Below are 26,409 nucleotides of genomic sequence, written 5' to 3' on the forward strand. Positions count from 1 at the left end.
CAAGCCGCCGTCACGCCCGCTTGGGCAGCATCCGCAGGCGCACGTCCTGCCCGAAGCGGGCCACGTCCACGACGTTGAACCGGGCGGCCGCGGCAAGCGATGCCGGGCCTGGCACGTCGAACAGCGGACGGCTTTCGCTGCCCAGTACGCAGGGTGCGATGTACAGCAGGACCTCATCCACGAGCCCGGAGGAAAGCCAGGCGCCGGCAAGCCGAGGGCCCGCCTCCACCTGCACTTCCCTGAAACCGCGCTGCCCCATGTCATGCGCCACCCATGCCAGGTCGATCCGCTGTTGATGCACAGGCGCGTGTACCCGCTCAGCGGCTAGCGACGGATCATCGGGCAGCTGCCGGCCCTGATAGACGATCGTTGGGGCAACCCCGTCGCCGAGCCGCGCGGTGGCCGGCATGCGTCCTTTCGAGTCCAGCACGATGCGGGTGGGCGGAATGAACGACCCGGGCGCGACATCCCGGACCAGCAAGGCCGGGTCGTCGGCCAGGACCGTATCCACGCCGGTAAGGATGGCGCAGCTGCGCGCGCGCCAGTGCTGTACGTCGGATCGGGACAGTTCATTGGTGATCCACTTGGATGCTCCGCTGGACATGGCGGTGCGTCCATCCATGCTGATGCCCGACTTCAGGCGGATCCACGGCCTTCCCCGCTTCAGGGCTAGGAAATAGCTGCGGTTCTGCTCCGCGGCCTGCTCGCGCATCAGGCCAACGTCCACCTGCACGCCATGGTCGCGCAAACGCTCCAGGCCCCGCCCGTCAACTGCGGGGAACGGATCCTCGTGAGCCACCACCACGCGCGCGATCCCCGCTGCCAGAAGGGCATCGGCGCAAGGTGGCGTGCGGCCATGATGTGCGCAGGGCTCCAGCGTCACATAAGCCGTGGCGCCCCGGGTATCGCCGTCCGCATCGGCCAGCGCGGCCACTTCGGCGTGCGGGCCGCCTGCCCTTTCGTGCCAACCGCGCCCCAGTACCCGGCCGCCGCGGGCAATGACGCAGCCTACCGCAGGGTTGGGCCGGCACGTCAGCGCTCCGCGCAGCGCCAGGTTCAGGCTCTCGGTCATGAACTGCCGATCGGTGTCGTCGAAGGCCGGATGGCCCACCACCCCATTCACGGCACGCGCTCCGCCCGCACTACGGGACCTGCCGCGATGCGATAGACGTACCCATCGTATCCACTGGCGAAGAATCCTTCGCCATCCAGGCCCGGCGTGAGGGACGAGAGTCCTCCGCTACTGGCCCTGCAGGTGCCGACCCACGAACGCGTCAATGTATCGAATATGGCGACCGTGCCGTCATAACCACCCGTGGCGATCGTGGCGCCGCCCGCGGATGCGGCCACACACTTGATGGAATGCCGGTGGGGTGTTTCCAACCGCTCCATGCCTTCGGGCGTCCACAACCGCAACGTCAGGTCGCGACCGATACTGGCGAAGTTACCCTCTTCGATCATGCAGCAGCCGTTGGCGATCCGGTCGTGGGCCTGCGCGATGTGGTTGAGTGGCTCGAGTGTGTCGACGTCGTGCCACGCGACGCTGGCGTCGGCGCAGACGCTGAAGATCGTCCGACCGTCGCAGGCCACGTCCTTGATTGCGTTGGCATGCATTCGAATGCTCGCCACGACGCCTATGACACCATCGGCCGAGCGCGCCACCACCAGCCCCTCGCCCGTATAGGTCCCGATGACGGCATGCAGCTGCCCGCGACGCATGAACGTGGTAGCGCAATTAAGCGGTGACCGATGACGAACTATGGCTTGGCCGGTTCGCGCTTCGAACAATGCGCCCATCTGGCCACCGGTCAGCAGGCTCCCGTCGAACTCCACCAGGAAATTGCACAGGCTGCCCATGCTGCCTGTGATGGCTCCGTCCACCTTCCACAGGCCGGCATCACCGATGGTGTGCAATCCGTCGGGCAGTTCAAGCACGGCGTTGATGCCCCCGGTGGGCCCTACGTTGCTTACGTCCCATTGGTTGCTGGCAGGCATCCACGTAGCGAAAGAGGAACCAAAGGTCGCGAACACTACGGTGTCGTCGCTCCTGAAGGCCGCGCTCCTGGGCCAGACCTCGCTGGGCAAGTGGCCTTCTGCATGGGGTTCGAGGGTGCCGTCGACGTATCGCCACAGTCTCACCGTCCGGTCGTAGCTGAGGCTGAGCAGTTGCCTGGACGATTCATCCCAAACCACGCGCTTGACGCCAGCCAGATGGGCTTGCACACGTTGAACATCGTTCCCGGTCAGGATGGAAAGGCGACCTTCATCGTCGCCGGCGAAAATCGCACCCGATCGCGCGACGCAGAGGGTGTCGGTCTCGATACCTCCGGTGTCCATTTGCGCGACCTGCCGACTGCTCGCGACGTCCCAGCGGCGCACGGTGCCGTCGTCGCTGCTGGATATCAGGTCGCGTCCATCGGGTGACCAGACCACGGAGATAACATCTGCCGCGTGGCCTTCGAGCAAGGCCAGTTCGCTACCGTCGATGCCATGCACACGCACCGTGCGATCCCTCGAACATGTCGCCACCGCTGCCCCATCGGGCGAGAAGGCAACCATTTCGACATCGTCCTGGTGGCCCCGCAACAAAGCCACCAGGCGCATGGAGGGGACCGACCAGATCCGGGCGGAATAGTCGCTGCTGGCGCTGGCCAGCAATGTGCCGTCGTGGTTGAACGTGCATTGGTTGGCAAGATGGTCGTGCCAGCCCCGGGCCATCGGCTCGCCCTCGGCGTTCCAGAGGATCACGCGATTGTCGTATCCGGCCGTCGCCACATAACCTGACGGATGCGTCGCTATGCCACTGATGGGTGCGTCATGCCTCATCGCGCACCTCCGCATCGTCGCCGATGACCATGGCGTGGTTTTTCTTCCGGACCTTCGCCTCGATGTACCGGCGGTTGTTGTCATTGATGAAAACACCGGTGCACTGCGCGACGGTGTCGATGCCATGCATCTGCAATGCAGTCACCTTGTCGGGATTGTTGGTCAGCAAACGGCACTTCCCAACGCCAAGGGTACGCAGCATGGCCGCGGCGCAGCTGAAATCCCGCGCATCATCCGGCAGGGAAAGCATGCGGTTGGCCTCGAACGTATCGGCGCCCTTCGATTGCAGCACGTAAGCCTCGAGCTTGGCGTACAGGCCGATGCCCCGCCCCTCCTGCCTCAGGTACAAAAGGTAGCCACCGTCCTGGCCGAAGCGTGAGAGCGCTTCGGCGAGCTGGTCGCCGCAGTCGCATCGCCGCGAGGCAAAGACATCGCCGGTGAGGCATTCGGAGTGGATACGCACCAGCGGTGTATCGGCACCTGGAACGCCAACCCGGATGGCGACGTGCTCGGCGCTATCGGGCAGCCCGTGGAAGGTGATGAAGTCCGCATCGACATCCGCGGCTCCGAGGGGAATCTTGACGATGGAACGTATCGTGAGATCTTGCATGAGCTAAGCACTCCTTTGCTTTACTTTGGGGAGGTCATTCCAGACCATCGATGGCCACACGGAAACCCATGACGTAGATGTCCCTGGCGAACCGGCCGTGTCGTCGCCGGGTGCGGGCCAGGTCCCGGCAGCGTGTGAAACTGCCGCCTCGCGCGACATGATGGGGCCATGGGCAGGTGGCAAGATCGTCATCTACACGCCGACCGCCCGGATAGGGTTGATAGACGCCACTGACCCACTCCTCCACGTTGCCCGCCATATCCAAGCAGTCAAAAGGCGATGCCCCGCGGACAAAGGCGCCGACGGGCGTGGATGCGAAGAGGCCCGATTCAACCGTATTGGCATGATCGGGGAGGAAATCATCACCCCACGGGAATTCGCGTCCATCCGGGCCGCGTGCTGCGTATTCCCATTCCGCTTCGGTGGGCAGGCGCCAGGGCTGCCCGGTGGTGGCGGCAAGCCAACGGGTGTAAGCCACCGCGTCGTCGTAGCTCACCGTGTGCACCGGGTGGTTGGACAGAAAATCGGGCAGGCGCCCCTGCGGCCAGGCGGTCGGAATCCCCTCGTATCCGGTGTCGGCGATGAAGGCCGCATACTGCCCGTGGCTGACGGGATAACGCCCGATGCGATAGTCATCCAGCCGCACCCGGTGCGCCGGACGCTCCTTTTCTATCCATTCCGGCCGCAATCCCAGGCCGGCGTACCTGCGCAACACCTCATCGACGTTGGCCTGCAGGCCGATCGTGACCTCCGCTCCAGGTACCGGCTGGGTCACCGGTAGCAGCGGATCGAGCCGCCGATCACCCGCCATCGCGAGAAAATGGCCGGCGAGGATCCGTTCGGCGATCCCGTCTTCCACGCCTTCGACCACGGCAATCCACTGATCGACCGACATGGCCCCCAGGCGCAACCATGTCGAGGGGTGCGCGATACGGGGACTCGCAGCATGGCGCGCGGACATACCCATCAACTCTCGGTCGCTGGCCTCCCCGCTGAGGTATCCCTCGAACACCGGCCAATGCCCGAATGCAGCGGGCACTCCGGACGGTAGCGGCGTCCCTAGCGCGTGCATTCGAACGCCGCCTGCAGGCAATTGGCTTCGAACACCGCCCAGTAGTCGCCGCCGCGCCCCAGGCGATCGGCATCCTCCACGCAGGGCAACCGCCACGCAGGCGGGGAAAGACCCGCGGCGGTAGCGGCCGCAGCATAGGCCTCGGCTGACCAGCGATGGAAAGTAAACGGACTGGGCGGCTCGGTGACGAAATGGCCACGATGCCTGGCCCCGCCCTCGAGGTTCACCTGATCCATCACATGGACCCCGTACTCGGTGAAATTGCCCTTGGCCAGTTCGAAATCCGGATTGACGGTATAGGCGACAAGGCGACCTCCCGGCTTGAGGTTGCGCGCCACCGACGCGAACATGTCTGCAAGCTGGGCCGTGTCTTCGGCATAGTTGAAGAGCCACGCCGCACTGACCACATCGAACTGGCCAAGCCGTGGCAGGGCCCGCACATCGCCTACTTCGAAGTGGATGTCGTCGCCGCGGACGAGCGACTGCGCCTTTGCCAGGCGGATCATCTCCGGGGAGATGTCCACACCGGTCACCCGATGCGCGCCCTGCTGATGGATCCGCCGGCTGAAATCACCATGGCCGCAGGCCAGGTCCAGTACGGTCAGTCCCGTCACATCGCCCAGCAGGCCCATGAAGGTGCGCACTTCGATCGGGCGTTGGGACGCGCTGGAGGTAAAATCCTCGAACTTGCTGCCGATGTCGTCATAGACCGGTTTTGCTTGTGCATTCATGCCTTGCTCCTTGGTCAGTGCTTGCTGTAAACGATGAATCCCACGAGGACGCACGCAGCGCCGATCAGCTTGCGTGCGCTTACCGGCTGGGCGGCGAGGCCCGCCAGGCCGAAATGGTCCATGAGCATGGCGCCGAGCACTTGGCCCAGGACGACGGCGAGGATGAACGTGGTCACGCCCAGGCGCGGCGCCATGAAAAGGGCGGTACTCACATAGACCAGGCCAGCAACGCCGCCGAACCAGATCCACGCCGGGGCGGTGAAGGCCTTGCCCCACTGAGGTGCCGGAATCCCCGCCAGGGCCAGCAACGGCACCAGGGCCAGCACGCCAACCATGAGCGACACCAGCGTGGCCCAGAGCGGGTGACCGAGGACTCGGCCAAGCTGGCCATTGGCCGACGCCTGGTAGGGGACGACGGCTCCGGCTAAAGCAGAAAGCAGGAGGAAGAAAAGCTGCGTTGCCTGACCCATGGGGCTTGCTCAACCTGACGTTCGTTGGGAGTCAGGATGGCAGCGGACCCACGGGTCGGCTGTCGGGTACGCCGCTGTAGGGATGTAGGGTTTTTCTTCAGCTCTCGCCCACAAAAAAGCCGGGCATGGCCCGGCTTTACTTGAACTTATCGTGGCTTCGACGCCAGCTACGCATCCACTCGCTTGGAGCCCGCTTCCAGCCCTGACTTAAGGCTCGCCTCGATGAACTCGTCCAGATCGCCGTCGAGGACCTTCTGCGTGTCGGTACGTTCGATACCGGTGCGCAGGTCCTTGATGCGGGACTGGTCCAGCACGTAGTTGCGGATCTGGCTGCCCCAGCCGATGTCCGACTTGGTGGCCTCCAGGGCATCTTTCTCGGCGTTGCGCTTCATGACCTCAAGTTCGTACAGCTTGGCCTTGAGCATTTTCATGGCACGGTCGCGGTTGGCATGCTGGCTTCGTTCGGTCTGGCACGCCACGACCGTATTGGTGGGCACATGGGTGATGCGCACGGCCGATTCGGTCTTGTTGACGTGCTGGCCGCCGGCGCCCGAGGAACGGTAGACGTCAGTCCTGAGGTCGGCCGGGTTGATGTCGATCTCGATATCGTCGTCCACTTCCGGCGACACGAATACCGAGGTGAAGCTGGTATGGCGGCGGTTGTCCGAATCGAAGGGGCTCTTGCGCACCAGGCGGTGCACGCCGATTTCCGTCTTCAGCCAGCCATAGGCGTAGTCGCCCTCCACGCGGAAGGTGGCCGACTTGATGCCCGCCACTTCGCCGGCGCTGGCTTCCATCAGTTCGGTTTTCCAGCCGCGGGCCTCACACCAGCGCAGGTACATGCGCAACAGCATCTCGGCCCAGTCCTGGGCCTCGGTACCGCCGGCACCGGCCTGGATATCGACGAAGGCGTAACTTGCGTCCATCTCGCCTGAGAACATGCGCTGGAATTCGAGCTTGTTGACGCGAGCGTCGAGCCTGGCGACATCGGTTTCGATGGAAGCCACGGTGGCTTCGTCGCCGTCGGCGGCGGCCATCTCCAGCAATTCACCGGCATCGGCAAGGCCCGAGGAGAGCTCGTCGATACCGGTGACGATGGTGTCCAGGCTGGCGCGCTCGCGGCCGAGTTCCTGGGCGCGCTTGGGGTCGTCCCATACGGTGGGATTTTCCAGTTCGCGGCCGACTTCTTCCAGGCGTTCTTTCTTTACAGCGTAGTCAAAGATACCCCCTGAGCGATTCCACCCGGCCGGCGAGGTCGGTGATACGCGCAAGGATGGGGTTGGTCTCGATCATGTCGGGCCCGGGAAAGTGTTGGGGAATAGCCTGCCATCATACCAGAGCCTGTTGGTGCACCCCCGCCACGGCGCGGCCGGAGGGGTCGGCGGCGGCCGCGAAGGCCGGATCCCAGGCCAGCGCGGCAGGCGAGGAACAGGCGATGGATTTACCGCCGGGAACGGTGGCGGCACAGGCTTCGCCCGGGAAGTGCTGCTCGAAGATCCGGCGGTAGAAATAGGCTTCCTTGGTGACCGGCGTGTTGTAAGGGAAGCGCGAGGCAGCGGCGGCAAATTCACGATCGCTCACCGCGCGTTCGGCATGCGCCTTGAGTCCGTCGATCCAGCCATAACCCACGCCGTCGCTGAATTGCTCCTTCTGCCGCCACAGGATCGAATCCGGCAGTGCGCCCTCGAAGGCCTGGCGCAGGATGGCTTTTTCCATGCCGCCGGCAGGCACCATCTTCTCCTTTGCGTCGATGCTCATGGCCGTGTCGATGAACTGGAGGTCAAGGAACGGTACGCGGGCCTCCACGCCCCAGGCCGCCATCGACTTGTTCGCCCGGAGGCAGTCGTAACTGTGCAGCGCATCGAGCTTGCGCACGGTTTCCTCGTGGAATTCCCGTGCCGAGGGTGCCTTGTGGAAATAAAGATAGCCGCCGAAGATCTCGTCCGATCCCTCGCCGGACAGCACCATCTTCACGCCCATGGCCTTGATCCGCCGCGCCAGCAGGAACATCGGCGTCGATGCGCGGATCGTGGTCACGTCGTAGGTTTCGATGTGGCGGATCACTTCGGGAAGCGCATCGAGGCCTTCGTCGAAGGTGTAGGTGAAGCCATGGTGCACGGTGTCCAGCGCCTTCGCGGCAACTTCAGCGGCGGCAAGGTCCGGGGAGCCTGCAAGGCCAATGGCAAACGAATGCAGGCGGGGCCACCAGGCTTCGGCGCGGTCGTCGTCCTCGACGCGGCGACGGGCGAATTGCGAGGCCACGGCCGCCACCAAAGAGGAATCCAGACCGCCTGAGAGCAGCACGCCATAGGGGACGTCCGTCATCATCTGCCGGTGCACGGCCGCCTCGAAGGCGGAGCGCAGCGCCTCGGGCGCGATGGATTTGCCCTGCGTGGCTTCGTACTGGCGCCATGGCGTTTGCCAGTACTTCACCGTGGTGCCCGATGCACTGTCGTGGACGTGACCCGGCGGGAATTCGGCAATGTCCGCGCACAGCCCCACCAGCGACTTCATTTCCGAGGCCACGCATAACCGGCCCTTCCCGTCATGGCCCCAATACAAAGGACAAACGCCAAGCGGATCGCGCGCAACCAGGTATCGACGGCTGGCCGCATCCCAAAGAGCAAAAGCAAAAATGCCGTTGAGTTTCGACAGGAAGCCGGCGCCATGCTCGCGGTACAGGGCGTTGATCACCTCGCAGTCGGAACCCGTGGTGAATTCGTAAGTGCTGTCCGCGCGTAGTTCCCGATGGTTGTAGATCTCCCCGTTCACCGCCAACGCCAGCTCTCCGTCGCGCGAGCGCAGCGGCTGCGCGCCACTGGCAGGATCGACGATGGCCAGCCGCTCGTGCACCAGGATCGCCCCGTCGTCGACGAACACGCCGCTCCAGTCGGGTCCGCGATGGCGCTGGCGCTGGGACATCTGCAGGGCAAGGCTGCGCAGCGCGGGCAAGTCGTCACCAGCGGCAAGGTTGAAGATGGCGAAGATGGAACACATGGCTGGTGATCTCCTAAGGTTTTCAAGAATTGAAAACGACGAAGGCCCGCTTTGGGCGGGCCTTCGTCGTTGCATGGGGTGATGGATCTACCGCCTACACGAGGGCCCGCCCGGCTTCCCGGGGATTATTCAGGCCATTATTCACCGCTGCCACGCAGGCGCACTGGGCGCATGCCGGCAAAAGGGGAAACTGGCGGGTCATCGTGGTCACGGGTCGACTAAAACAGACTTGGCGCGGATACGCAAGCGATAAGTCATCAAAGTCGATGCACCGTCCTGGCGCCAGAGTCCGGATCCACTTCCGTGAACTGGGACAGGCCCATGCCGGTGAGCCGCAATCGCAACTCGGTGTCTGCATCGTTACCGTCATCGGGTTCGGATGAGTCCATTGGAGTATCGCCCCGGGCATCATGAATTGAGACCAGCCATGTCAGGTGGCTCGCGGACATGCGGCCCGCGGCACGATTCACATCATCACATGTAAGGCTCTGCAGCCTCTGGGCCAGGGCGTCGCCAGGCACGTCACTGTTGAGATCAATGGCCGTTACCAACGCCGACTCAACTTCCGCCCGATCATGATAGCGCGCGGCAAGGTCCCGCCGAATGGACCGTATCTCCAGGTCCAGTTCCGGCTGCATCACGGGCTTGCTGCCTTTCAGAAGATCAGAGACAACCGCGCGCGCAGTGGCCAGCGCATCGAGGCCATAGGCCGCGTCAACGGCCGACCTGAACCCGCACATCCGCACGCCGCGGGTATCGGTGGTCATCGACCTTACGCCGTAAGTAACACCCATCTGCTCGCGCAGCGTCGTTTTTACCCGGCGCTGGATGATCTTGTCGATGCACGTGGGAAGCGCGTCGTCGGCGGTGCCGTCACGAGGACTGGGGTAGCCCAGCATCACCTGAGACTGCTGTGCCTGGTCGGTGCGGAACACATGGACACCCGGATGCGCGGACTGCATGGGCACAGGAACGGGCAGGCGATGACGCTCGCCCACACCGCTTACTGAGCCGAACGAAGCGGCGAGATCGCCCATCAGCGTGTCGGGGTCGAAAGGCCCGACAGCCACGATGGTGGCGTTGGATGGATCAAGGTAACGGGCCGTCCAACGTTCAAGCTGGGCGGGTGACATGGCTACCAGCGATGCGTCCGTACCCTCGCCAACGGGGTCGCGGCCATAAGGGTGGTCCTCACCCAGGACCAGGGTCTCCATCAGCACGTTGCCACGAAGGGATGGGTGCGTGGCCACCAGGTTCATGTCGGCGCGCGCCCTGGCATGCGACTGATCAAGCAGATGCGCGGGGAAACGCGTATCGGTAAGCATGTCCTTTACGATCTGCGCCCCCTGCGCGAGGTTCGACGGCGGGCCCTCAAGCGTGATGCGCGAGTAACCTTCCGTCGATCGCGCCGTCACTGCCAATTCAAGGTCGTCAAGCTTTTGCTTCAATGCCCGGCCTTCAAGTGCGCCAGCACGCTGGGTGAGGACGCGCAGAGCGGCCTTGGCAACTCCCACGCCGGTATCTGGGTCCAGATCACCCATACGCCCACCATGGAACACGAAGACCACCCTAGCGTCCGCGCCCTCGCGCATGGGCGCAAGAATCACGGGCAAATCATTGGTGAGCTCCCGTCGAAGGACGGCAGGAAAAAAAGCGGGTCCGGGCGATGCCATCCCAGGAAGCACGGTCCGGTCGACATGTGTCGGCGTTGCCGACAAGGTCGGATCCGGACTGCCCACATCCCAGGAAATATTACGTCGCTCGCCAGCGTTGCCCGGCGATAAGCGCGGCCGTTCGCCGGGGGTGACCAGCAGGGTGTGCGAGCCGCGGGCCAGCCAGTCACCGACCACCTTCTTCACCGACGCAGGCGTCGCCTCATGCCAGGCCTGTATGTCGGCATTGGCGCAATCGGGATCGCCGCCCCTGTCCAGGCAGTGCACTACCGCCGTGGCAATGGCATCAGAGGAGGACTGTGCATGGGCTTCTGCCGAGATCAACAAGCGTCGTGCAGATTCGACTTCTTCGCCCGACGGCCCCTGCTCCAGGAACGTTGCCATGACGTGGTTGAGTGTCTCTTCGACCTGCTGCTGATCGGCGTCGCCACGCAGGCTTAGCACGATCTTCAACTGGCTTCCCAGCTCGCGCGGATCGACAAAGGCGCCTGCGAATACCATTTCATTTTCGAGCGCAGCTTTAAGGCGCTGGGAGATGATGCGGGCCGCCAGCGTGAGTCCGGGCAGATCCGAGTGTCCATCCTGCGGGACGTTCCAGGCGCGGTAAAGCCTTGGCGTGGAGACCTTGTCGAACATTTCATCGTTGGTGTCGTCAGTCCGCGGCTGGATGTCGGGCTTAGCTGCCGGGAAGGTATTCCCTGGCTCGATGTCGGCGAAGTAATGGGTAACCATGCGGCGGACATCTTCTTCGTCGACGTTGCCGCTGATCACCAGCGTGGCAAGGTTCGGCCGTTGCCTGGCCCGCATCAAATTTTCCACGTCGGCTGGCTGTAGGGAGCGCAGGTCATCCATTCGGCCGCCTGGGGAGGCATGGTAGGGATGGCCATAGGGATACATGGCCCGCGCCATCACCTCGCTGGCGCGCTGGGCGCTGTCGTCCCGTTGCCTGAGTTCATTGAATACGACGTTGCGCTCTGTCTCCAGTTGCGCTGGCGACAGCGGATCGGTCGCATGCGCCAGCCGGTAGCTTTTCTCCAGCAATATAAGTTCCAGCGCGTCCTGCGGGCCTTCCGTGAAGTACACGGTGTTGTCATGGGTGGTGTAGGCGTTGTGCGTCACTCCCGCAGCGATATAGAGATCGTCGAAGGGAACGTTGTCTGGCAGGTTGCGCCTGAAAGTCAGATGTTCGGCAAGGTGCACGGCACCTCGCTGGCCCTGGCGTTCGATCTTGCTGCCGTCGCCAAAGCGAAGCTGCACGCCCACCGTGTCGCCCTTGCCGGGCACCAGGATCACGCGCAAGCCATTAGGCAGGCTCCAATCGCTCCAGGTCATGTCCACGCCGCCGGTCGGCACCGGATCGCCGAACACCTGCTTGATCAACCACCGGCCGAACTCGATGTCCAGGCCTGGCGACATCAGGTCAAGCCGATCACTGCGTCCATGCTGGTCGATCTGCCAAAGAAGCCGTGCGCCATCTGCTGCAGGTCCAAGCGCCTGCACCGCTTGTAACGTGCGATCTTCCGCAGGCAGCGATGCGTCGCCCTGGCGCACCTGGTTGGTGACGTTGGCCAGGACGTCTCGCGCAACAATGCCGGCAAGCGGCGCGAACTTTTCAGATTGGGTGTGGGGAACGAGCGTTCTCGCGTGCCCGAGCTGGTTGTATAGCGCCGTGGTGAGCCCGGCGGCCAGAGTGCCAGCAAGCGTGGCAAGTGTTGCCCGTGGATGCCTTGTGATGAAGGGTCCAATCGGCGCAAGGCAGCGAACCACCGGTGAGGCAACGTTGGCCAGCTGCTGCCGGAGAAGTGGCATCTGCGCGTCTGCCCCGTCCGCTTCCCCCGGGACGATTTCGGCCTGCGCGGCGGGTATCCCGCCGAGAAGCACCAGCGCGCCGACCGCGGCTGCGCTCCATGGGTTGCCCTGCCCGTTTCGAACCGGGACGGACGTGTCCAGGGTAGCGTCGCGCGACACCCGTTCGAGTTCCTTGATGCGCGCGCTGACCCCCTGCCTGGCGGGAAATACACCGGACCATGATGCCGGTTCGAGAGAGCTTTCATGCAACCGCTTGTACAGTTCATTCAACATTCGCGACGTTGCCGGGCGAACAAGCGCGGGCGGTGGATTCGCATGCCGCTCGTGCCACGATTGCACGGGCATCCTGACGGCATCTTCAACGACCGCTTCCCAGATTTTGCGCTCTTCCGCATTGGCCTCTGGCAAGGCGACAAGCAGCGCCTCGGTCACCAACCGGGGGGCCATGGCGTCGCCCAATGGCGTACGGCCAAAGCCACCAGTGATGAGCGTAGCCAGTTCCCGATCCGTCAATGCCCGGCCACTAAGCATCTCCCCAAGCCGCTGCAGGGCCTCCCTCGGGACACCTGTCAAGGGCAGTTCGATGGGACCACGTTCGACCCCTGGCTTCCCCACGGTTCGATCGCGGGTGACGGCAATGCTACGCGGAAGGTTACTTACCCCCTGCGGCCGCGGAACCATGGCGATCGGCAGCCTGCCGGAAGCGACGACGGGCGGATGCGATGGGGAAGCTACGCTGCTGACGGGCATGCCTATCTCTCAGGATGTAAGAGAGGGCAATCCTAGGCATGCGCCTACACGCACGCTTCATGATTTACGTCATTGCTGCCCACCATCCCACGGCTGCTCGGCAATCCATGCCTTGGCCTTTTCAAGGTCGGCATCGGCGAAAAGCCGCAGGTCCGCCGGCACGAAAATCTTCATGGCGCCGGCCAGGCCGCGCAACCAGGCCACGTCGGTGACCAGCGCCACGCGATCCCAGCCGCTGAAGTGGCGGAAGCCGAGCTTGGCGTCGTCCCACATGGCGCCAGCCTCGAAGGACTCAAACCCGGGAGCCACGTGGTAGAGCAGCCGCAACTTGCGATTGACCGCGAAGGCCGCCTCGATATCCGGTACCAGAACGTTTTCGTAGTCGGCCGCGGTGACCGTGCCGGTAGCGCGAAAACCAAGGGTGCCAGCGGGTAGGTTGGGGATCTGTTCGATCATGGCGCTCTCCTGGTGACGACCTTAAGGCTAGCCCACCGTGCGTGTGCGTAGCGTTGGCGTCGTCAGGCCGGGAGCATGTGCTGTACCAGCAGCTGCAGGCTGTCCCTGCCCTGCCAGTGGTTGATGTCCAACTCGTACACCAGGCGCAGTTCCCGCGCAGGTACGTGGCTGGCGTCGACATTGAACATCACGCCCTGGTGACGCCTGCCGTCGCGGGGATCGACCAGGTCCAGGCGCCAGTGCCGGCCGGCCATGACCCGATGGCCCAGGCAAACAAAGACATCGTCGAAGCATGGAGGGGCAAAGGCCTGGCCCCACGGGCCGCCCTGGCGAAGCTGCAGGGCGAGTTCGATGCAAAGGTCGCCAGGTTCCAGTCCGCCGTCGGTATGCACGCGTGCCGCCAGCGCCGATTCGTCCAGTTGCTCGCGGGCGATGCGGTCGAAGGCTTGCGCCAACAGTGGGAAATCCGCTTGGCGCAAGCTGAGCCCCGCCGCCATCGCATGACCGCCGAAGCGCAGGATAAGTCCGGGATGCCTTGCGTCGATCAAGGCCAGTGCATCGCGCAGATGGAACCCGGCGATGGAGCGGCCGGAACCGCGCAGTTCATCCGTCGCGTCGCCGGCGGGCGCGAAAGCCAGCACCGGGCGATGCAGGCGTTCCTTCAATTTGGACGCCACCAGCCCCACGACGCCTGCGTGCCAGGAGGGATCGAACAGGGCCACGCCCGCGGCATCGCCGGACACCTGGGTGCGCGCCACCATCGCTTCGGCATCGGCCACCATGTCCGCCTGCAACTGGCGGCGCTCACGGTTGATCGTGTCCAGTTGCATCGCCCAGCCACGTGCCTGGGCTGCATCGTCGGTCAGCAGGGCCTCCACGCCCAAGCGCATGTCTTCCAGGCGCCCGGCGGCATTCAGGCGCGGTGCGATGGCAAAGCCCAGATCCACGGCGCTCAAGGCTTCCATGCTGCGCCCGCTGGCTTCCACCAATGCCACGATGCCTGGGCAGGCACGCCCCTGGCGCATCCGTCGCAGGCCTGCATCGACGAGCACCCGGTTGTTGAAGTCCAGGGGTACCAGGTCGGCCACGGTGCCCAGAGCAACCAGGTCGAGCAAGGTGGAAAGATCAGCGTCCCTCGCCGCCGCGTGACCTGCTTCGCGCAGGTGGGCCCGCAACGCCAGCAACAGGTAAAAGACAACGCCGACGCCCGCCAATGCCTTGCTGGGGAATCCATCGCCATCGAGATTCGGGTTCACCATCGCATCGGCGGCCGGTAGCGACGGACCGGGAAGGTGATGGTCGGTCACGATCACCACGCTGCCTCGCGCCCGCGCCGCCGCCACGCCATCGATGCTGGCCACTCCGTTGTCCACGGTCAGCAACACATCCGGCGCCGTCGGCATCGAAGCCACCAGCGCCGGTGTCAGGCCGTAGCCGTGCAGGAAGCGGTTCGGAATGACATAACCCACCTGCTGCGCGCCAAGCATGCGCAGGCCGCGCACGGCAACCGCGGTGCCCGTGGCACCGTCACAGTCGTAATCGCCGGCAACGACGATGCCCTGCCCTTCGGCGATCGCCTTCGCCAGCAACGCGACGGCCCGGTCGATGCCGCCGAGGGCATCGAACCCAAGCATGCGGGCTAGGCGATGGTCGGCATCGCCGGGCCCGGCGATGCCGCGCGCGGCGTAGACACGCTGCAACACCGGGTGTACTTGCTCTGGCCAGCCCGAAGGCACTACCTGCGCTTGCCGCCGACGGATCTCCACCGTCAGCCGCGTCCGCGCCAGAACCGAAGGCGCTGCCCGCGGGAAAGCTGCCAGCGTTCACCGCCGGCAAAATGCAGCCGCAAACGGTGGGTACGGCCGGCAAGGAGATCCTCTTCCAGCCGCGGCCACCAGCGGCTGGCGATCACCTGTTCATCCTGCGCGGAAAGATCAACCAGCTCGAATGCACTGGCCGGGCCCGGCCACGCTCCCAGGCCATCCACATGGACATCGGCGCGGGCGCCGAGCGCCCACACCAGCAAATCGTCGGCGAAGGCGTGGGTCAGCCCGGACTCCAAGCCCTCGGGCAATGTGCCAGCACCCCAGAACCACACGCTGTTCACCGGCACCGCCCCGCGTTCACGGCGCCGCAGGTTCACTGGGTGGTTATGCAACACGATCTGCACTTCGCCCAACACCGCGCGCCACCGACGACCTTCCACGCCCGCAGGCAGGTGGTCGAAAAGGTCCGCACCGCGTGCGCCGTCGGGCCCGACAAAGTGCGGCAGTTCGGCGAACGCGGGCAAGCGCAATTGCCAATGCGAAGCATCGGCCATCTCGAAGGCAAAACCGTGCGCGGCAAAGGCCTCGACGAGGTCGCCGCGCAAGGCATCGGCTTCACCGGCGGTAAGTCCCAACTCATCGCCACAGGCCAATAGCCTGGCGCCGTTGACCTCCGGCTGCACCCAGGCCGGATCGGCGCAAAGCCATTGATGACCCCTGGCATCGCCTGCCACCAGTTGGCGAATCAAGGCGGCGACCGGAAGGTCACCCTCGGTGCGAAAGTACGACGACAACGCCGGGATGAATCCCGGCGTTGCATCAGCCAAGCGGTTGCCACGGGCAAGCCACGGCGCCATGGCAGTGACAGCGGCCAGGCGCGCGCGCGCCGGCATCAGTACATGGCGTTCGGTTGCTGCCATCACGCTTCCAGTTGTTCCATCAGCTGCAGCCATTCCGCCTCGAGCGTTTCCTTTTCCTGGCGCCACGCGCCCTGCTTCTGGCTAAGGGACATCAGCTCAGCGGTAGAGCCTTCATAGATCTTCGGATCGGCCAGCTTCGCCTGCACGGTGGCAAGCTCCCCGTCGAGCGCGCCCATGCGCGACTCGATCTTCTTAAGCTTCGAACGCAGCGGTTTTTCGCGCTCGCGGGTCTGGGCATCGGCCTGGCGACGTTCCTTTTCAATCGCTGCCGCCGCAGCTGCGGCCACGGCAGCGGAAGGCTTGCCCTGCGCGTTGTTGCGTGAACGCAGCCAGCGCGCGTAGTCGTCCAGGTCGCCGTCGAAGGATTCGACCACGCCGTCGGAGACGCGCCAGAATTCGTCGCACACCAATCCAAGCAGGTGGCGGTCATGCGAGACCAGCACGATGGCGCCGCCGAAATCGGCCAACGCATCGGCCAGGGCCTCGCGCATGTCCAGGTCCAGATGGTTGGTGGGCTCGTCCAGCAGCAACAGGTTGGGCTTGTCCCAGGCAATCAGCGCCAACGCCAGTCGCGCGCGCTCGCCGCCGGAAAACCCGTCAACCGATTCGAATGCGCGGTCGCCGGCGAAATTCCACGTGCCAAGGAAATCGCGCAGGCTCTGCTGGCTGGCCGTCGGGGCTTTGTCCATCAGGTGCTCGATAGGGCTGGCGCCTTCGCGCAGGCTTTCCACCGTGTGCTGGGCGAAGTAGCCGATGCGGGTGTCCTTGTGTGCGGCGCGCTCGCCAGATAGCGGAATCAATTCCCCGACCAGTGATTTCACCAGCGTGGACTTGCCCGCGCCGTTGGGACCGAGCAATCCGATGCGGTCGCCGGCCTCCAGGCCGAAACCGACGTTGGCCAGCACCACCTTGTCGCCGTAACCGGCATCCACTTCTTCCAGCCGCAGCATCGACGTCGGCACGCGATCGGGATCGGCGAACTGGAAGCGGAACGCGCGGTCGGCGCGCACGGCCTCGGTGCCGGCAAGCTTCTCCAGGCGCTTCATGCGCGACTGCGCCTGCTTGGCCTTGCTGGCCTTGGCCTTGAAGCGGTCGACGAAGCTCTGCAGGTGTGCGCGCTCGGCCTGCTCGCGGTCATGGGCGATCTGCTGCTGGCGCAACTGTTCGGCGCGCAGGCGCTCGAAGGCCGAGTAGTTGCCGGTGTAGAGCTTCGCCTTGCCATCGTGCAGGTGCATCGTGTGCGTGATCACCCCGTCCAGGAACTCGCGATCATGGGAAATGATCAGCAGCGTACCCTGGTAGCGGCGCAGCCATTCTTCGAGCCACAGCACCGCGTCGAGGTCCAGGTGGTTGGTCGGTTCGTCCAGCAGCAGCAGGTCCGAAGGCGCCATCAGCGCGCGGGCCAGGTTCAGGCGCACGCGCCAGCCGCCGGAGAACGAGGCCACGGCGCGTTCGTGCGTCTCGGCCGGGAACCCCAGGCCATGCAGCAGGCGGCCCGCACGGGCGCGGGCGTCGTAGCCGTTCAGTTCCTCGATGCGGTGGTGGGCGGCGGCCACGCCGTCCATGTCATTGGCGTCCAGGGCGTCGCTTTCGGCCTTCAGCGCCGCGGCAATCTCCACATCGCCGCCCAGCACATATTCGATGGCAGGATCGGGCAGTGCCGGGGTTTCCTGCGCCACCGAGGCCATGCGCGCCTTGCCTGGCATGTCCAGCTCGCCCGCATCGGCCTCCAACTCGCCCTTCAAGGCGGCGAACAGGCTGGACTTGCCACAGCCATTGCGCCCGATCACGCCCAGGCGCCAGCCGCTTTGCAAGGTAAGGTCAATGTCCGAGAGCAGCAGGCGGCTGCCCCGGCGAAGAGCGAAACGTCGGAACGAAATCATGCTTGGAAGTCCAGCCGGCAGGCAGCGGCGCCACCGGCAAAAGCGCCATGATAGCGGCTCGTCGTCACGAATCGATGCAATCGACATGGCGCGGGCCCTTCGCATCTGCTAAAACGACGTCGGGAAAGGGGATACCGACAACATGAAGAACACCACTACCATTCTGGCCCTGGCCGCGGCCCTGCTTATCGCAGGACCGACCATCGCCCGTGCCGACAGCCTGCTGATGAAGCGCGTGCAGCAGGAAAAAGGCATGAACCTGCCGAAGAAAGGCATGAGCATGGACCAGGTGGAGCGCCAGTTCGGCGCACCCACCACCAAGCTCGACCCCCGCGGCGGCGACACGCCCAAGCATCCGGTCATCCACCGCTGGGAATATCCCGGGTACATCGTGTACTTCGAGCGCAGCCACGTGGTGCATACCGTGCTCAACACCCCGGCAGGCAATAACACCAACCCGGCGGCGGCAAAGTAAGCCGCCCCTCCTCGCCCGCCTGACCGGCGGGCGACGGCACGCTACAATCGGCGGCCCCCGACCTGGCCCGCCCGCGATGACCCCCAAGTTCCGTCTTCCCGCCGAATGGGAACCCCAGTCGGCCGTGCTGATTGCCTGGCCGCACGCGGGTACCGACTGGGCCGAACGCCTGGTTGGGGTCGAAACCACCTACGTGGCCCTGGCGGCTGCTGTGACCCGTTTCGAGCCCCTGGTGATCGTGGTCGCCAACGAGGCGGTCAAGGCCCGTGCCATCGAACTTCTCACCGAGGCTGGCGTGGACATGGCCAGGCTGCGCCTGGTCCAGCGCGACTACGATGATACGTGGCTGCGCGATTCAGGCCCGATCACCCTGCTCGACGACTCAGGCGGCGCCCAGCTCACCGATTTCCGCTTCACCGGTTGGGGCGGCAAGTTCGGCGCCGAGCGTGACGACGCCCTGGTGGCCGGGCTGGTACACGATGGCGTGTTCGGCAAGGCCAGCCACCGGCGCATCGACTGGGCGCTGGAAGGCGGCGGCATCGAAAGCGACGGCGAAGGCACCGTGCTCACCACCTGGAAATGTCTGGCCCAGCGCCACCCAGGGCAACCGCGCGAGGAAATGAGCCAGCTCCTGCGCGAAGGATTGTCGGCCGAGCGCATCCTGTGGCTGGACTCCGGCTACCTGGAAGGCGACGACACCGACGCCCATATCGACACCCTCGCCCGCTTCGCCCCGGGCCATCGCATCGTCTTCCAGGCTTGCGACGACCGCAACGACCCCCATTTCAATGAACTGCAAAGCATGGCCGATGAGCTGGCCGCGCTGCGCACGATGGATGGCAAGCCCTACGCGCTGTATGCACTGCCATGGGCGAAACCGATCCTTGACGAAGGGCGGCGGCTCGCCGCTTCCTATGCCAACTACCTCATCGTCAACGGTGCGGTGCTGGTACCGGCCTATGGCGACGCCGTCGATGACGACGCCGCCCGCATCATCGGCGAGGCCTACCCTGGCCGCACCGTGGTGCAGGTGCCGTGCCGACCGTTGATCTGGCAGAACGGCAGCCTGCACTGCATCACCATGCAACTGCCCGCCGCGCTTGGAAACGACCCCGCATGAAGAAGAAGACGCTGAAAGTCGCCCTGCTGCAGGAAACCAACCATGGCAGCCGCGATGCCAACCTCGATGCGATCGAGGCGGGGTTGCGCGAAGCCGCGCGCGCGGGCGCCGAACTGGTGCTGCTGCAGGAACTGCACAACGGCCCCTATTTCTGCCAGAACGAAAGCGTGGACACCTTTGACCTGGCCGAAACGATCCCCGGTCCCGGCACCGATCGCATCGGCAAGCTCGCCGGGGAACTGAAGCTCGTGGTGGTGGCGTCGATCTTCGAAAAGCGTGCCGCGGGCCTGTACCACAACACCGCGGTGGTGTTCGATCGTTCGTCCGAGATCGCCGGCCGCTATCGCAAGATGCACATCCCCGACGACCCGGGCTTCTACGAGAAATTCTACTTCACCCCGGGCGACCTCGGTTTCGATCCGATCGAAACCTCCGTCGGCAAGCTGGGCGTGCTGGTGTGCTGGGACCAGTGGTATCCGGAAGCTGCACGCCTGATGGCGCTGGCAGGCGCCGAGCTACTGCTCTATCCCACCGCCATCGGCTGGGATCCGAACGACGACGACGTTGAAAAATCCCGCCAGCGCGAAGCGTGGATCACCGTGCAGCGCGGCCATGCGGTAGCCAATGGCTTGCCGCTGCTGGCAGTCAACCGCACGGGCTTTGAACCGGACACGGCCAAAGTCGGCAACGGCATCCAGTTCTGGGGCTCAAGCTTCGTCGCCGGCCCCCAGGGCGAATTCCTGGCCCAGGCCCGCGCCGAGGGGCGTGAGTTGCTGGTGGTGGACATCGACATGGAACGCAGCGAAAACGTCCGCCGCATCTGGCCGTTCCTGCGCGACCGCCGCATCGACGCCTATGGCGACCTCACCAAGCGTTTCCGCGACTAAGGCCGCCGATGACCATCCCCGAACCCGCAGCCATCCTGCCCGCTGCGCTCGACGGCCAGCCGATCGAACGGATCACACGCGACGGCGTGCAGTACGTACTGCTGGGCACCGCGCATGTATCGCGCGCCTCGGTGGAGGCAGTTCAAGCCCTGCTGGCGCACGAGAGCTTCGATGCCGTGGCCATCGAGTTGTGCGAGAGCCGCGCGGCCAGCGTGCGCGACCCGGAAGCCTTCAAGCGCATGGACCTGTTCCAGGTGATCCGCCAGGGCAAGGCCGGCATGGTTGCCGCGAGCCTGGTGCTGTCTTCGTTCCAGCGCCGCATGGCTTCGCGCTACGGCATCGAGCCCGGCGCTGAGATGAAAGCGGCCATGGAAGGCGGGCACGCACGCAACCTGCCGGTGTGGCTGGTGGATCGCGAAGTGGGCACCACGCTCAAGCGCGCCTGGCGCAGCGTCGGCTTCTGGCAGCGTTTCGGCCTGATGGGCGGCCTCTTGGCCAGTGTCTTCGACAAGGACGACATCGCTGAAGAGGACATCGAAAACCTCAAGCAGAACGATATCCTGGAAAGCGCCTTCAGCGATTTCGCCAAGGGATCGCAGCCGCTGTATCGCGCGCTGATCGGCGAACGGGATGAATACATGGCCGCCCGCCTGCGCGAAGCGGCCATGCGGGCGCCCGGCGTGCAACGCGTACTGGTGGTGATCGGCGCCGGTCACCTGAAGGGATTGGTCGAACAACTAGGGAGCCAGCAGCAAGATCCCACCACGCTTGCCGATGAACTCGCCGTCGTGCCGTCTGCGGCGCGTTGGCCGAAATATCTTGCCGTGGGCCTGGTGCTGGCCGTATTCGGGTTGATTGCCTACGCCTTCACCCGCAATACCGCCGTGGGCTTTGCCGCGCTGCGCAGCTGGATCCTTTTCACCGGTTGCCTGGCCGCGGTGGGCGCTTTTGCCGCAGGGGGGCATCCCTTGAGCGCACTGGCCGCCTTCATCGCCGCACCGCTCAAGCCCTTTCGCCCAGGCATTCCCGCCGGCGGCATCAGCGCCATGACCGAAGCCTGGGTGCGCAAGCCTCGCGTAGGCGATTTCGAGACACTGGCCAACGATGTGTCGCACTGGAAGGGCTGGTGGACCAACCGCGTGGCGCGGACACTTTTGAATTTCTTCTTCGTCAGCCTCGGCACCCTGGCCGGGGAGTACCTTGCCGGGTTCCACATCGTCAAGTCGCTACTGTAGAAAACTAAGGATTGTCGGTTATCCGGACCGCCCCCTATAATCAACGGGTTTTTAATCCCGGTCGCAGGCCGGTCTGACGGGAATCCCTATGAAGCGATTGCAAGTGCTTGGCCTGGCCGTGACGGTCGCCCTCCTGGCGGCCGGCTCCGCGCATGCCGCGGGCGACAAGGCCAACGGCCGCAGCCTGGTGTACACGTGTGCCGGCTGCCATGGTGTTCCCGGCTACGAGAACGTCTACCCCACCTATCACGTGCCGCGGATCGCCGGCCAGAACGAGCAGTACATCATCAGCGCGCTGCACGAATACAAGTCCGGCGACCGCAAGCACCCGACCATGGGCGCCCAGGCGCAGAGCATGTCCGACCAGGAAATCGAGGACATCGCAGCCTACCTTTCCAGCATCACCAAAAAGTAAAGCGCCAAGGACCCAAGCATGAATCGTTCGATCAGTCTGCTCGTCGCTGGCGTTGCCCTCGCCGTTTCCGTCCAGGCGTTTGCCGCCGGTGACATTGAGAAGGGCAAGGCGAAAGTCGCCACCTGCGTGGCCTGCCACGGCCAGGATGGCAATTCCGTCGATCCGCAATACCCCCGCCTGGCCGGCCAGTACGCCGACTACCTCGCCATGGCCCTGCACGAATACAAGGATGGCCGCCGCGGCAATGCCATCATGAAGGGCTTCGCCGCCCAGCTGTCGGACGAAGACATCAACGATGTCTCGGCCTACTTCGGCTCGTTGCCGACCAAGCTTGACGACCTGCACAACCATATCCAGGGCGCGCAGTAAGCGCACTGGCAGGCCCTTAAGAAAAACCCGCCTCGAAGGCGGGTTTTTTTATGGCGCGTCGCCGGCATCGCGGCGGCGGGCGTGATCACACAGCCGCTGAAGCGCCCTTCGCCGAACCTGCGTAGTAGGGATTTTCGCCTGATGCGTGGTCGGTGGCGTCGCGCACTTCGGTCACCTCCGGCACCCGCTCGCGCAGGGTTTTCTCCACGCCCTGTTTCAGGGTGACGTCCACCATGCCGCAGCCGTGGCAACCGCCGCCGAACTGCAACACCACTACGCCCTCGGCGGTGACTTCCTTCAGGCTGATACGGCCGCCGTGCGAGGCCACCATCGGGTTGATCTCGGTGGCCACCACGTACTGCACGCGCTCGACCAGCCCTGCGCCCTCGCCGGGCATCTCGCCCTTGATGCGGGGAGCGCGGATGTTCAACTGGCCGCCCGTGGCGTTGGTTTCGAAATCGATGCTGGCAGGATCAAGCCAGCGCACGCTTTCACCTTCCACGTAAAGATGGAAACCCTCGCACTCGACGGTCCATTCATCGCCGGTAAGCTCGGAAGGTTCGCAAAATTCCAGGTCGCAGGTGGCCGAAGGGCTGCCTGCATCGACCACGCGCAAGCGGATGCCGAGGCCTTCGATGTCCTGCTGCGCAATGAGCCGGCGGAAATGGCCCTGCGCGCGTTCGGTGATGTCGATCATGGGAACTCCGTGCCGCCGTGGGGAGCCGGCGGGGATACCCGACCATTTTAGTACGGATTCGATCCGGGCGCACATGGTAAGTGCTTTACTTTTCACGGCCGACCTTCGACCCTTTGCGCCTCACTAGCCAATCGGGAACCTCCATGTCGATCACCCAGCTCGCCGAAGCCTCCTGCCAGCCGCGCAAGGGTGCCGCCGACGCGCTCGACGACAAGGCGGTATCCACGTACCTTGCCGACCTGCCCGGCTGGCAGAAGACTGCCGATGGCAAGGCCATCGTCAAGGATTTCCGTTTCAAGGACTTCCACCACACCCTGGGCTTCATCAATGCGGTGGGTTTCATGGCCAACACGCAGGACCACCATCCGGACCTGGAAGCCGGCTACGGGCATTGCAGGCTGCTGTGGTCCACCCACGACGTGGGCGGCCTGTCACTGAACGATTTCATCTGCGCGGCCCGCGTCGAACGCCTGCTCGCCGGTTGACATGGGCTCGACCTCGCGTCGCGTCCTGGCGGCCGCCGTGTTCCTTGGGGCCGCGGCCCTGGCGCTCACCCTGCTGCCGGGGCTTTCGACCTGGCTGACCTGGCGGGAACTGGCGCAAACGGCCCAGGCCGACGCCGCCAGCTGGAGCCGCCAGGCGTCGCCCTGGCACTGGACCATCCGCCGTCCCGAAGACCTCGTCGCCGGCCGCGTCTTCGGCGAAGTCAGCCAGGCGACGAGCCCCGACGGCCTGGTGCTGCGCAGCGAAGAGAGCTCGCCTTTCGAGATGGGGCTGCCGCTGGCACGGACGGCCGACCTGACGCACGCGGGCCGGCTGCATATCCTGATGAAGCCCGAGGCGCCGGTATCGGTGCAATTGGTGGTGCGCGAGCGCCTGGACGGTCCTGCGTTTGTCAGCGACGCCGTTCTCGGCTCGACGGACCTGGCGCTGGACACACCATCGCTCAACTGGTCGGCCGACGGGCATCCATCGGTGCCACCGACGCGGGCGGCGATGCTTCGGCTGCGCCTGCAATTGCAGCCGGGAAAGGCCGTGGTTTTCTCCGGCGCGTCGCTCGAACCGATGGCACCCGTCGCCCGGCCCACGCCAGGCACGCCGCCACGCACCCATTCGCTGGGCGCATGGATCGATGCCGCCAGCCGCCTGGACTCCAGGCAGATCCCCTGGCTGGTACCGACGGCAAGCCAGCGCGCGGAAAACCTCCTGCACTGGCGCGACCGTGCCCGCGACGCCATCCCGGCCGCCATCGTCGGCAGCGGCGCACCGCATCCGGGCCTGCCCGCCTGGGCCAGCCAGCGGCTGGCGGCCGTCCTGGTCATCTTCTACGTGCTGGCCCTGATCTGGCTCTGGCGCCGCCCACCCACGCGGCCGGGACTGCGCGCCGGCATTGAAACCGCGGGGCTACTGGCAGGTCCCTTGTGGCTGGTGGCGGGGCTCCATTTCGGCACGGCCGACATTCCCTTGCCCGCCGTCGCCTGCGTCGCGGCACTCGCCTTCGGGGCCTTGCTGGCCTGGCGCGACCGGCATGCACCCTACGGATTGCGGCTAGCCACCGGTGCCGAACGATGGCTCACGCCCTTCCTGCTGCTACCGGTGGCCATCGTGCTGGCAATGGGAGCCGAGCGCAATTGGACCGCGCCGGACCAGTTGCGGGTGCTCACCTACATTGCCTGGGCGTTCGTCCAGCAGTGGCTGCTGCTCCAGCTTGTGGGCCGGCGCCTGCACCGGCTGCTGCCGCCCGCAGCGGCGATGTTCGTCACCGCGTTGGCTTTCGCCCTGCTGCACACGCCCAACGGGGCGCTGATGCAGATGTGCTTCATCGCCGAGCTGTGGTGGGCCTGGTGCTACTACCGCGGGCGGACGCTGGTACCGATCGCGGTGGCCCACGCCGCCTGTGCCCTGGTGCTCGAGGCAGGGCTCGCCGGTAGCTCGTACCTCCGGTCGCTGGAAGTCAGCGCGCGGTTTTTCCTCTAGGCCGGCCGCGGAGCTTGTCCAGGAAGTCCTTCAGTTCGTCCGGAAGGGGGGCTGAGAACGCGTAGGCCCGGCCGTCCAGTTCGAACGACATGAGCGAGGCATGCAGGAACATTCGCTTCAGGCCCTGCTTGCGGAAGCGCTGGTTGGCCTCGGCATCGCCGTATTTCGGATCGCCCGCCAGCGGATGCCCCACGTGTGCCGCGTGAACGCGGATCTGGTGCGTCCGTCCGGTGCCCAGGGTCGCTTCCATCAGCCGTGCGCCTGGGTATTGCTCGACTTCGCGGAAAAAAGTGAGCGATGGCTTGCCTTTATCGGACACTCTTACCATCCGTTCTCCGCCCTGGAGGATCGATTTCTGCAGCGGCGCGTTGACGTCGAACTTCGCCCGCGAGGGCGCGCCGGTCATCAGGCACAGGTACTGCTTGGTCACTTCGCCCTCGCGGATCAGGGCCTGCAGGCCCGTCAGCGCAGGCCGGGTACGGGAAAACACCAGTACGCCGCTGGTATCGCGGTCCAGGCGGTGGACCAGTTCGAGGGATTCCTTCGGCCGGGCGGCGCGCAGCAGTTCGATGGCGCCGTGGCTTACCCCGCTGCCGCCGTGGCTTGCCACCCCGGGCGGCTTGTCGATCACCAGGAAGTGCTTGTCCTCGAAGATCACGGCATCGGCGACCTCGGCCACCTGCCCGGCCGGGGCCTCGCTCGACTCCCTTTCGGCCACGCGAACGGGGGGAATGCGCAGCATGTCGCCGGCCACCAGGCGGGTATCGGGCTTGGCGCGCTTGCCGTTCACGCGCACCTGGCCGGTGCGCAGGATGCGGTAGATCAGGCTCTTCGGGACCCCTTTGAGGATCGTCGCCAAGGCATTGTCGATACGCTGGCCATCGCGCTCCGCGCCGACCTCCAGCTGTCGCACGCCGTGCGAGCCGTCTTGGGAAGTTACCGTCTGCATTGAAAAAATCCGAATTAGATAGGATACTCGACCAGCGCTACGTAGCGCCGAAGGGCTTGCCCCGGAGGCAATACGCCCGCCCGTCACGCCGGCGAGGATTGCGTCGGCAGGCCATCAGTCAGGCGGCCGGTCGCCATTCCCTTTCATCGTAACGGTTCGGGTCGCGGTTGTCCGGTGCCTTGTCGGGTACGGGCTTAGATCTGCGTTGGCGCGAAATGCCAAGAATCACGCCGGAGCCAGCGACGGCCCCGGACTTTTGCCGCTTTACCGCTGCGGCGCGATCCCCGGCAGGCCGCCATGTGGCGCCACCGAGGCACGCGAC

The 26,409-nt window shown here is 65.2% G+C and carries 23 protein-coding genes; 8 read left to right on the forward strand and 15 right to left on the reverse strand.

The genetic code is table 11. The annotated features are described in order from the left end of the window. Positions 1-10: 10 nt before the first annotated feature. The 13 genes from ribD to NDK18_RS02140 all read right to left on the reverse strand — a co-directional run bounded on the left by ribD (position 11) and on the right by NDK18_RS02140 (position 17,963). Positions 11-1,123: a bifunctional diaminohydroxyphosphoribosylaminopyrimidine deaminase/5-amino-6-(5-phosphoribosylamino)uracil reductase RibD gene (ribD, locus tag NDK18_RS02080; protein WP_250626968.1), complete on the reverse strand. Its 1,113-nt coding sequence runs from the start codon at positions 1,121-1,123 to the stop codon at positions 11-13. After that, on the reverse strand, positions 1,120-2,826 hold the full coding sequence (locus NDK18_RS02085; RefSeq protein WP_250622763.1) for a WD40 repeat domain-containing protein: 1,707 nt from the start codon (positions 2,824-2,826) through the stop codon (positions 1,120-1,122). Before NDK18_RS02085 ends, ribD begins: the two co-directional genes overlap by 4 nt. Beyond that, on the reverse strand, positions 2,816-3,436 hold the full coding sequence (gene ribA / locus NDK18_RS02090; RefSeq protein ID WP_250622762.1) for a GTP cyclohydrolase II RibA: 621 nt from the start codon (positions 3,434-3,436) through the stop codon (positions 2,816-2,818). The genes NDK18_RS02085 and ribA overlap by 11 nt, the downstream gene beginning before the upstream one ends. Positions 3,437-3,470: 34 nt before the next feature. After that, a complete protein-coding gene (locus tag NDK18_RS02095) occupies positions 3,471-4,331 on the reverse strand; it encodes a formylglycine-generating enzyme family protein (RefSeq protein ID WP_250626969.1) in 861 nt (286 codons plus the stop codon). A 164-nt stretch (positions 4,332-4,495) separates the two neighbouring features. Further along, positions 4,496-5,239 (reverse strand): class I SAM-dependent methyltransferase, encoded by a 744-nt coding sequence (locus NDK18_RS02100; protein WP_250626970.1) that lies wholly within the window; start codon positions 5,237-5,239, stop codon positions 4,496-4,498. 14 nt (positions 5,240-5,253) lie between these two features. After that, complete coding sequence (locus NDK18_RS02105; RefSeq protein WP_250622759.1) at positions 5,254-5,709, reverse strand: DMT family transporter; 456 nt, start codon at positions 5,707-5,709, stop codon at positions 5,254-5,256. A 167-nt stretch (positions 5,710-5,876) separates the two neighbouring features. After that, positions 5,877-7,002, reverse strand: a protein-coding gene (prfB, locus tag NDK18_RS02110) for a peptide chain release factor 2 (protein WP_250626971.1) whose coding sequence is annotated in 2 segments (ribosomal slippage) — positions 5,877-6,926 and positions 6,928-7,002 — 1,125 coding nt in all. Because the reading frame shifts where the segments join, the coding sequence is not laid out codon by codon here. A gap of 36 nt (positions 7,003-7,038) precedes the next feature. Next, the gene (gene asnB / locus NDK18_RS02115) at positions 7,039-8,706 is read right to left on the reverse strand and encodes an asparagine synthase B (RefSeq protein ID WP_250626972.1); all 1,668 of its coding nucleotides are present in this window, start codon (positions 8,704-8,706) and stop codon (positions 7,039-7,041) included. A 257-nt stretch (positions 8,707-8,963) separates the two neighbouring features. Then, positions 8,964-12,719, reverse strand: a complete 3,756-nt coding sequence (locus NDK18_RS02120; RefSeq protein WP_250626973.1) for a M16 family metallopeptidase — start codon at positions 12,717-12,719, stop codon at positions 8,964-8,966. A gap of 288 nt (positions 12,720-13,007) precedes the next feature. After that, a complete protein-coding gene (locus tag NDK18_RS02125) occupies positions 13,008-13,394 on the reverse strand; it encodes a SpoIIAA family protein (RefSeq protein WP_250626974.1) in 387 nt (128 codons plus the stop codon). A gap of 62 nt (positions 13,395-13,456) precedes the next feature. Further along, entirely contained in the window at positions 13,457-15,160 is a 1,704-nt protein-coding gene (gene recJ, locus NDK18_RS02130; protein ID WP_250626975.1) for a single-stranded-DNA-specific exonuclease RecJ, read from the reverse strand. A 2-nt stretch (positions 15,161-15,162) separates the two neighbouring features. Further along, positions 15,163-16,080 carry a phosphoglycerate mutase gene (locus NDK18_RS02135; RefSeq protein WP_250626976.1) on the reverse strand — a complete coding sequence of 306 codons (918 nt, stop codon included), beginning with the start codon at positions 16,078-16,080 and terminating at the stop codon, positions 15,163-15,165. Then, complete coding sequence (locus NDK18_RS02140) at positions 16,080-17,963, reverse strand: ABC-F family ATP-binding cassette domain-containing protein (protein ID WP_250622752.1); 1,884 nt, start codon at positions 17,961-17,963, stop codon at positions 16,080-16,082. Before NDK18_RS02140 ends, NDK18_RS02135 begins: the two co-directional genes overlap by 1 nt. Before the next feature lie 142 nt (positions 17,964-18,105). On the opposite strand from NDK18_RS02140, the gene NDK18_RS02145 reads away from it, so the two are divergent. From NDK18_RS02145 to NDK18_RS02170, 6 genes are all read left to right on the forward strand, one after another. Beyond that, positions 18,106-18,438, forward strand: coding sequence for a hypothetical protein (locus NDK18_RS02145; RefSeq protein WP_250622751.1), 333 nt, complete (start codon positions 18,106-18,108; stop codon positions 18,436-18,438). Positions 18,439-18,514: 76 nt separating this feature from the next. Beyond that, complete coding sequence (locus NDK18_RS02150; protein WP_250626977.1) at positions 18,515-19,558, forward strand: agmatine deiminase family protein; 1,044 nt, start codon at positions 18,515-18,517, stop codon at positions 19,556-19,558. Further along, entirely contained in the window at positions 19,555-20,445 is an 891-nt protein-coding gene (locus tag NDK18_RS02155) for a carbon-nitrogen hydrolase (RefSeq protein WP_250626978.1), read from the forward strand. The genes NDK18_RS02150 and NDK18_RS02155 overlap by 4 nt, the downstream gene beginning before the upstream one ends. Before the next feature lie 8 nt (positions 20,446-20,453). Further along, entirely contained in the window at positions 20,454-21,680 is a 1,227-nt protein-coding gene (locus NDK18_RS02160; protein WP_250626979.1) for a TraB/GumN family protein, read from the forward strand. A gap of 88 nt (positions 21,681-21,768) precedes the next feature. Continuing rightward, positions 21,769-22,095, forward strand: a complete 327-nt coding sequence (locus tag NDK18_RS02165; protein WP_250622747.1) for a c-type cytochrome — start codon at positions 21,769-21,771, stop codon at positions 22,093-22,095. A gap of 18 nt (positions 22,096-22,113) precedes the next feature. Continuing rightward, positions 22,114-22,464 (forward strand): c-type cytochrome, encoded by a 351-nt coding sequence (locus tag NDK18_RS02170; protein ID WP_250622746.1) that lies wholly within the window; start codon positions 22,114-22,116, stop codon positions 22,462-22,464. An 85-nt stretch (positions 22,465-22,549) separates the two neighbouring features. On the opposite strand, the gene NDK18_RS02175 is transcribed toward NDK18_RS02170, so the two are convergent. Beyond that, on the reverse strand, positions 22,550-23,161 hold the full coding sequence (locus tag NDK18_RS02175) for an NfuA family Fe-S biogenesis protein (RefSeq protein ID WP_250622745.1): 612 nt from the start codon (positions 23,159-23,161) through the stop codon (positions 22,550-22,552). Between the two features lie 143 nt (positions 23,162-23,304). Here NDK18_RS02175 and NDK18_RS02180 point away from each other — a divergent pair, with 143 nt between their 5' ends. After that, on the forward strand, positions 23,305-23,646 hold the full coding sequence (locus NDK18_RS02180) for a 4a-hydroxytetrahydrobiopterin dehydratase (protein ID WP_250622744.1): 342 nt from the start codon (positions 23,305-23,307) through the stop codon (positions 23,644-23,646). 1 nt (position 23,647) lies between these two features. Next, positions 23,648-25,138 (forward strand): CPBP family intramembrane glutamic endopeptidase, encoded by a 1,491-nt coding sequence (locus NDK18_RS02185; RefSeq protein ID WP_250626980.1) that lies wholly within the window; start codon positions 23,648-23,650, stop codon positions 25,136-25,138. Here the strand turns inward: NDK18_RS02185 and NDK18_RS02190 are convergent. After that, positions 25,116-26,087: an RluA family pseudouridine synthase gene (locus tag NDK18_RS02190; protein ID WP_250622742.1), complete on the reverse strand. Its 972-nt coding sequence runs from the start codon at positions 26,085-26,087 to the stop codon at positions 25,116-25,118. The genes NDK18_RS02185 and NDK18_RS02190 overlap by 23 nt on opposite strands. Between the last annotated feature and the right edge of the window lie 322 nt (positions 26,088-26,409).

The organism is Pinirhizobacter soli (assembly GCF_015905305.1).
GTDB classification, from domain to species: Bacteria; Pseudomonadota; Gammaproteobacteria; order Xanthomonadales; family Rhodanobacteraceae; genus Pinirhizobacter; species Pinirhizobacter soli.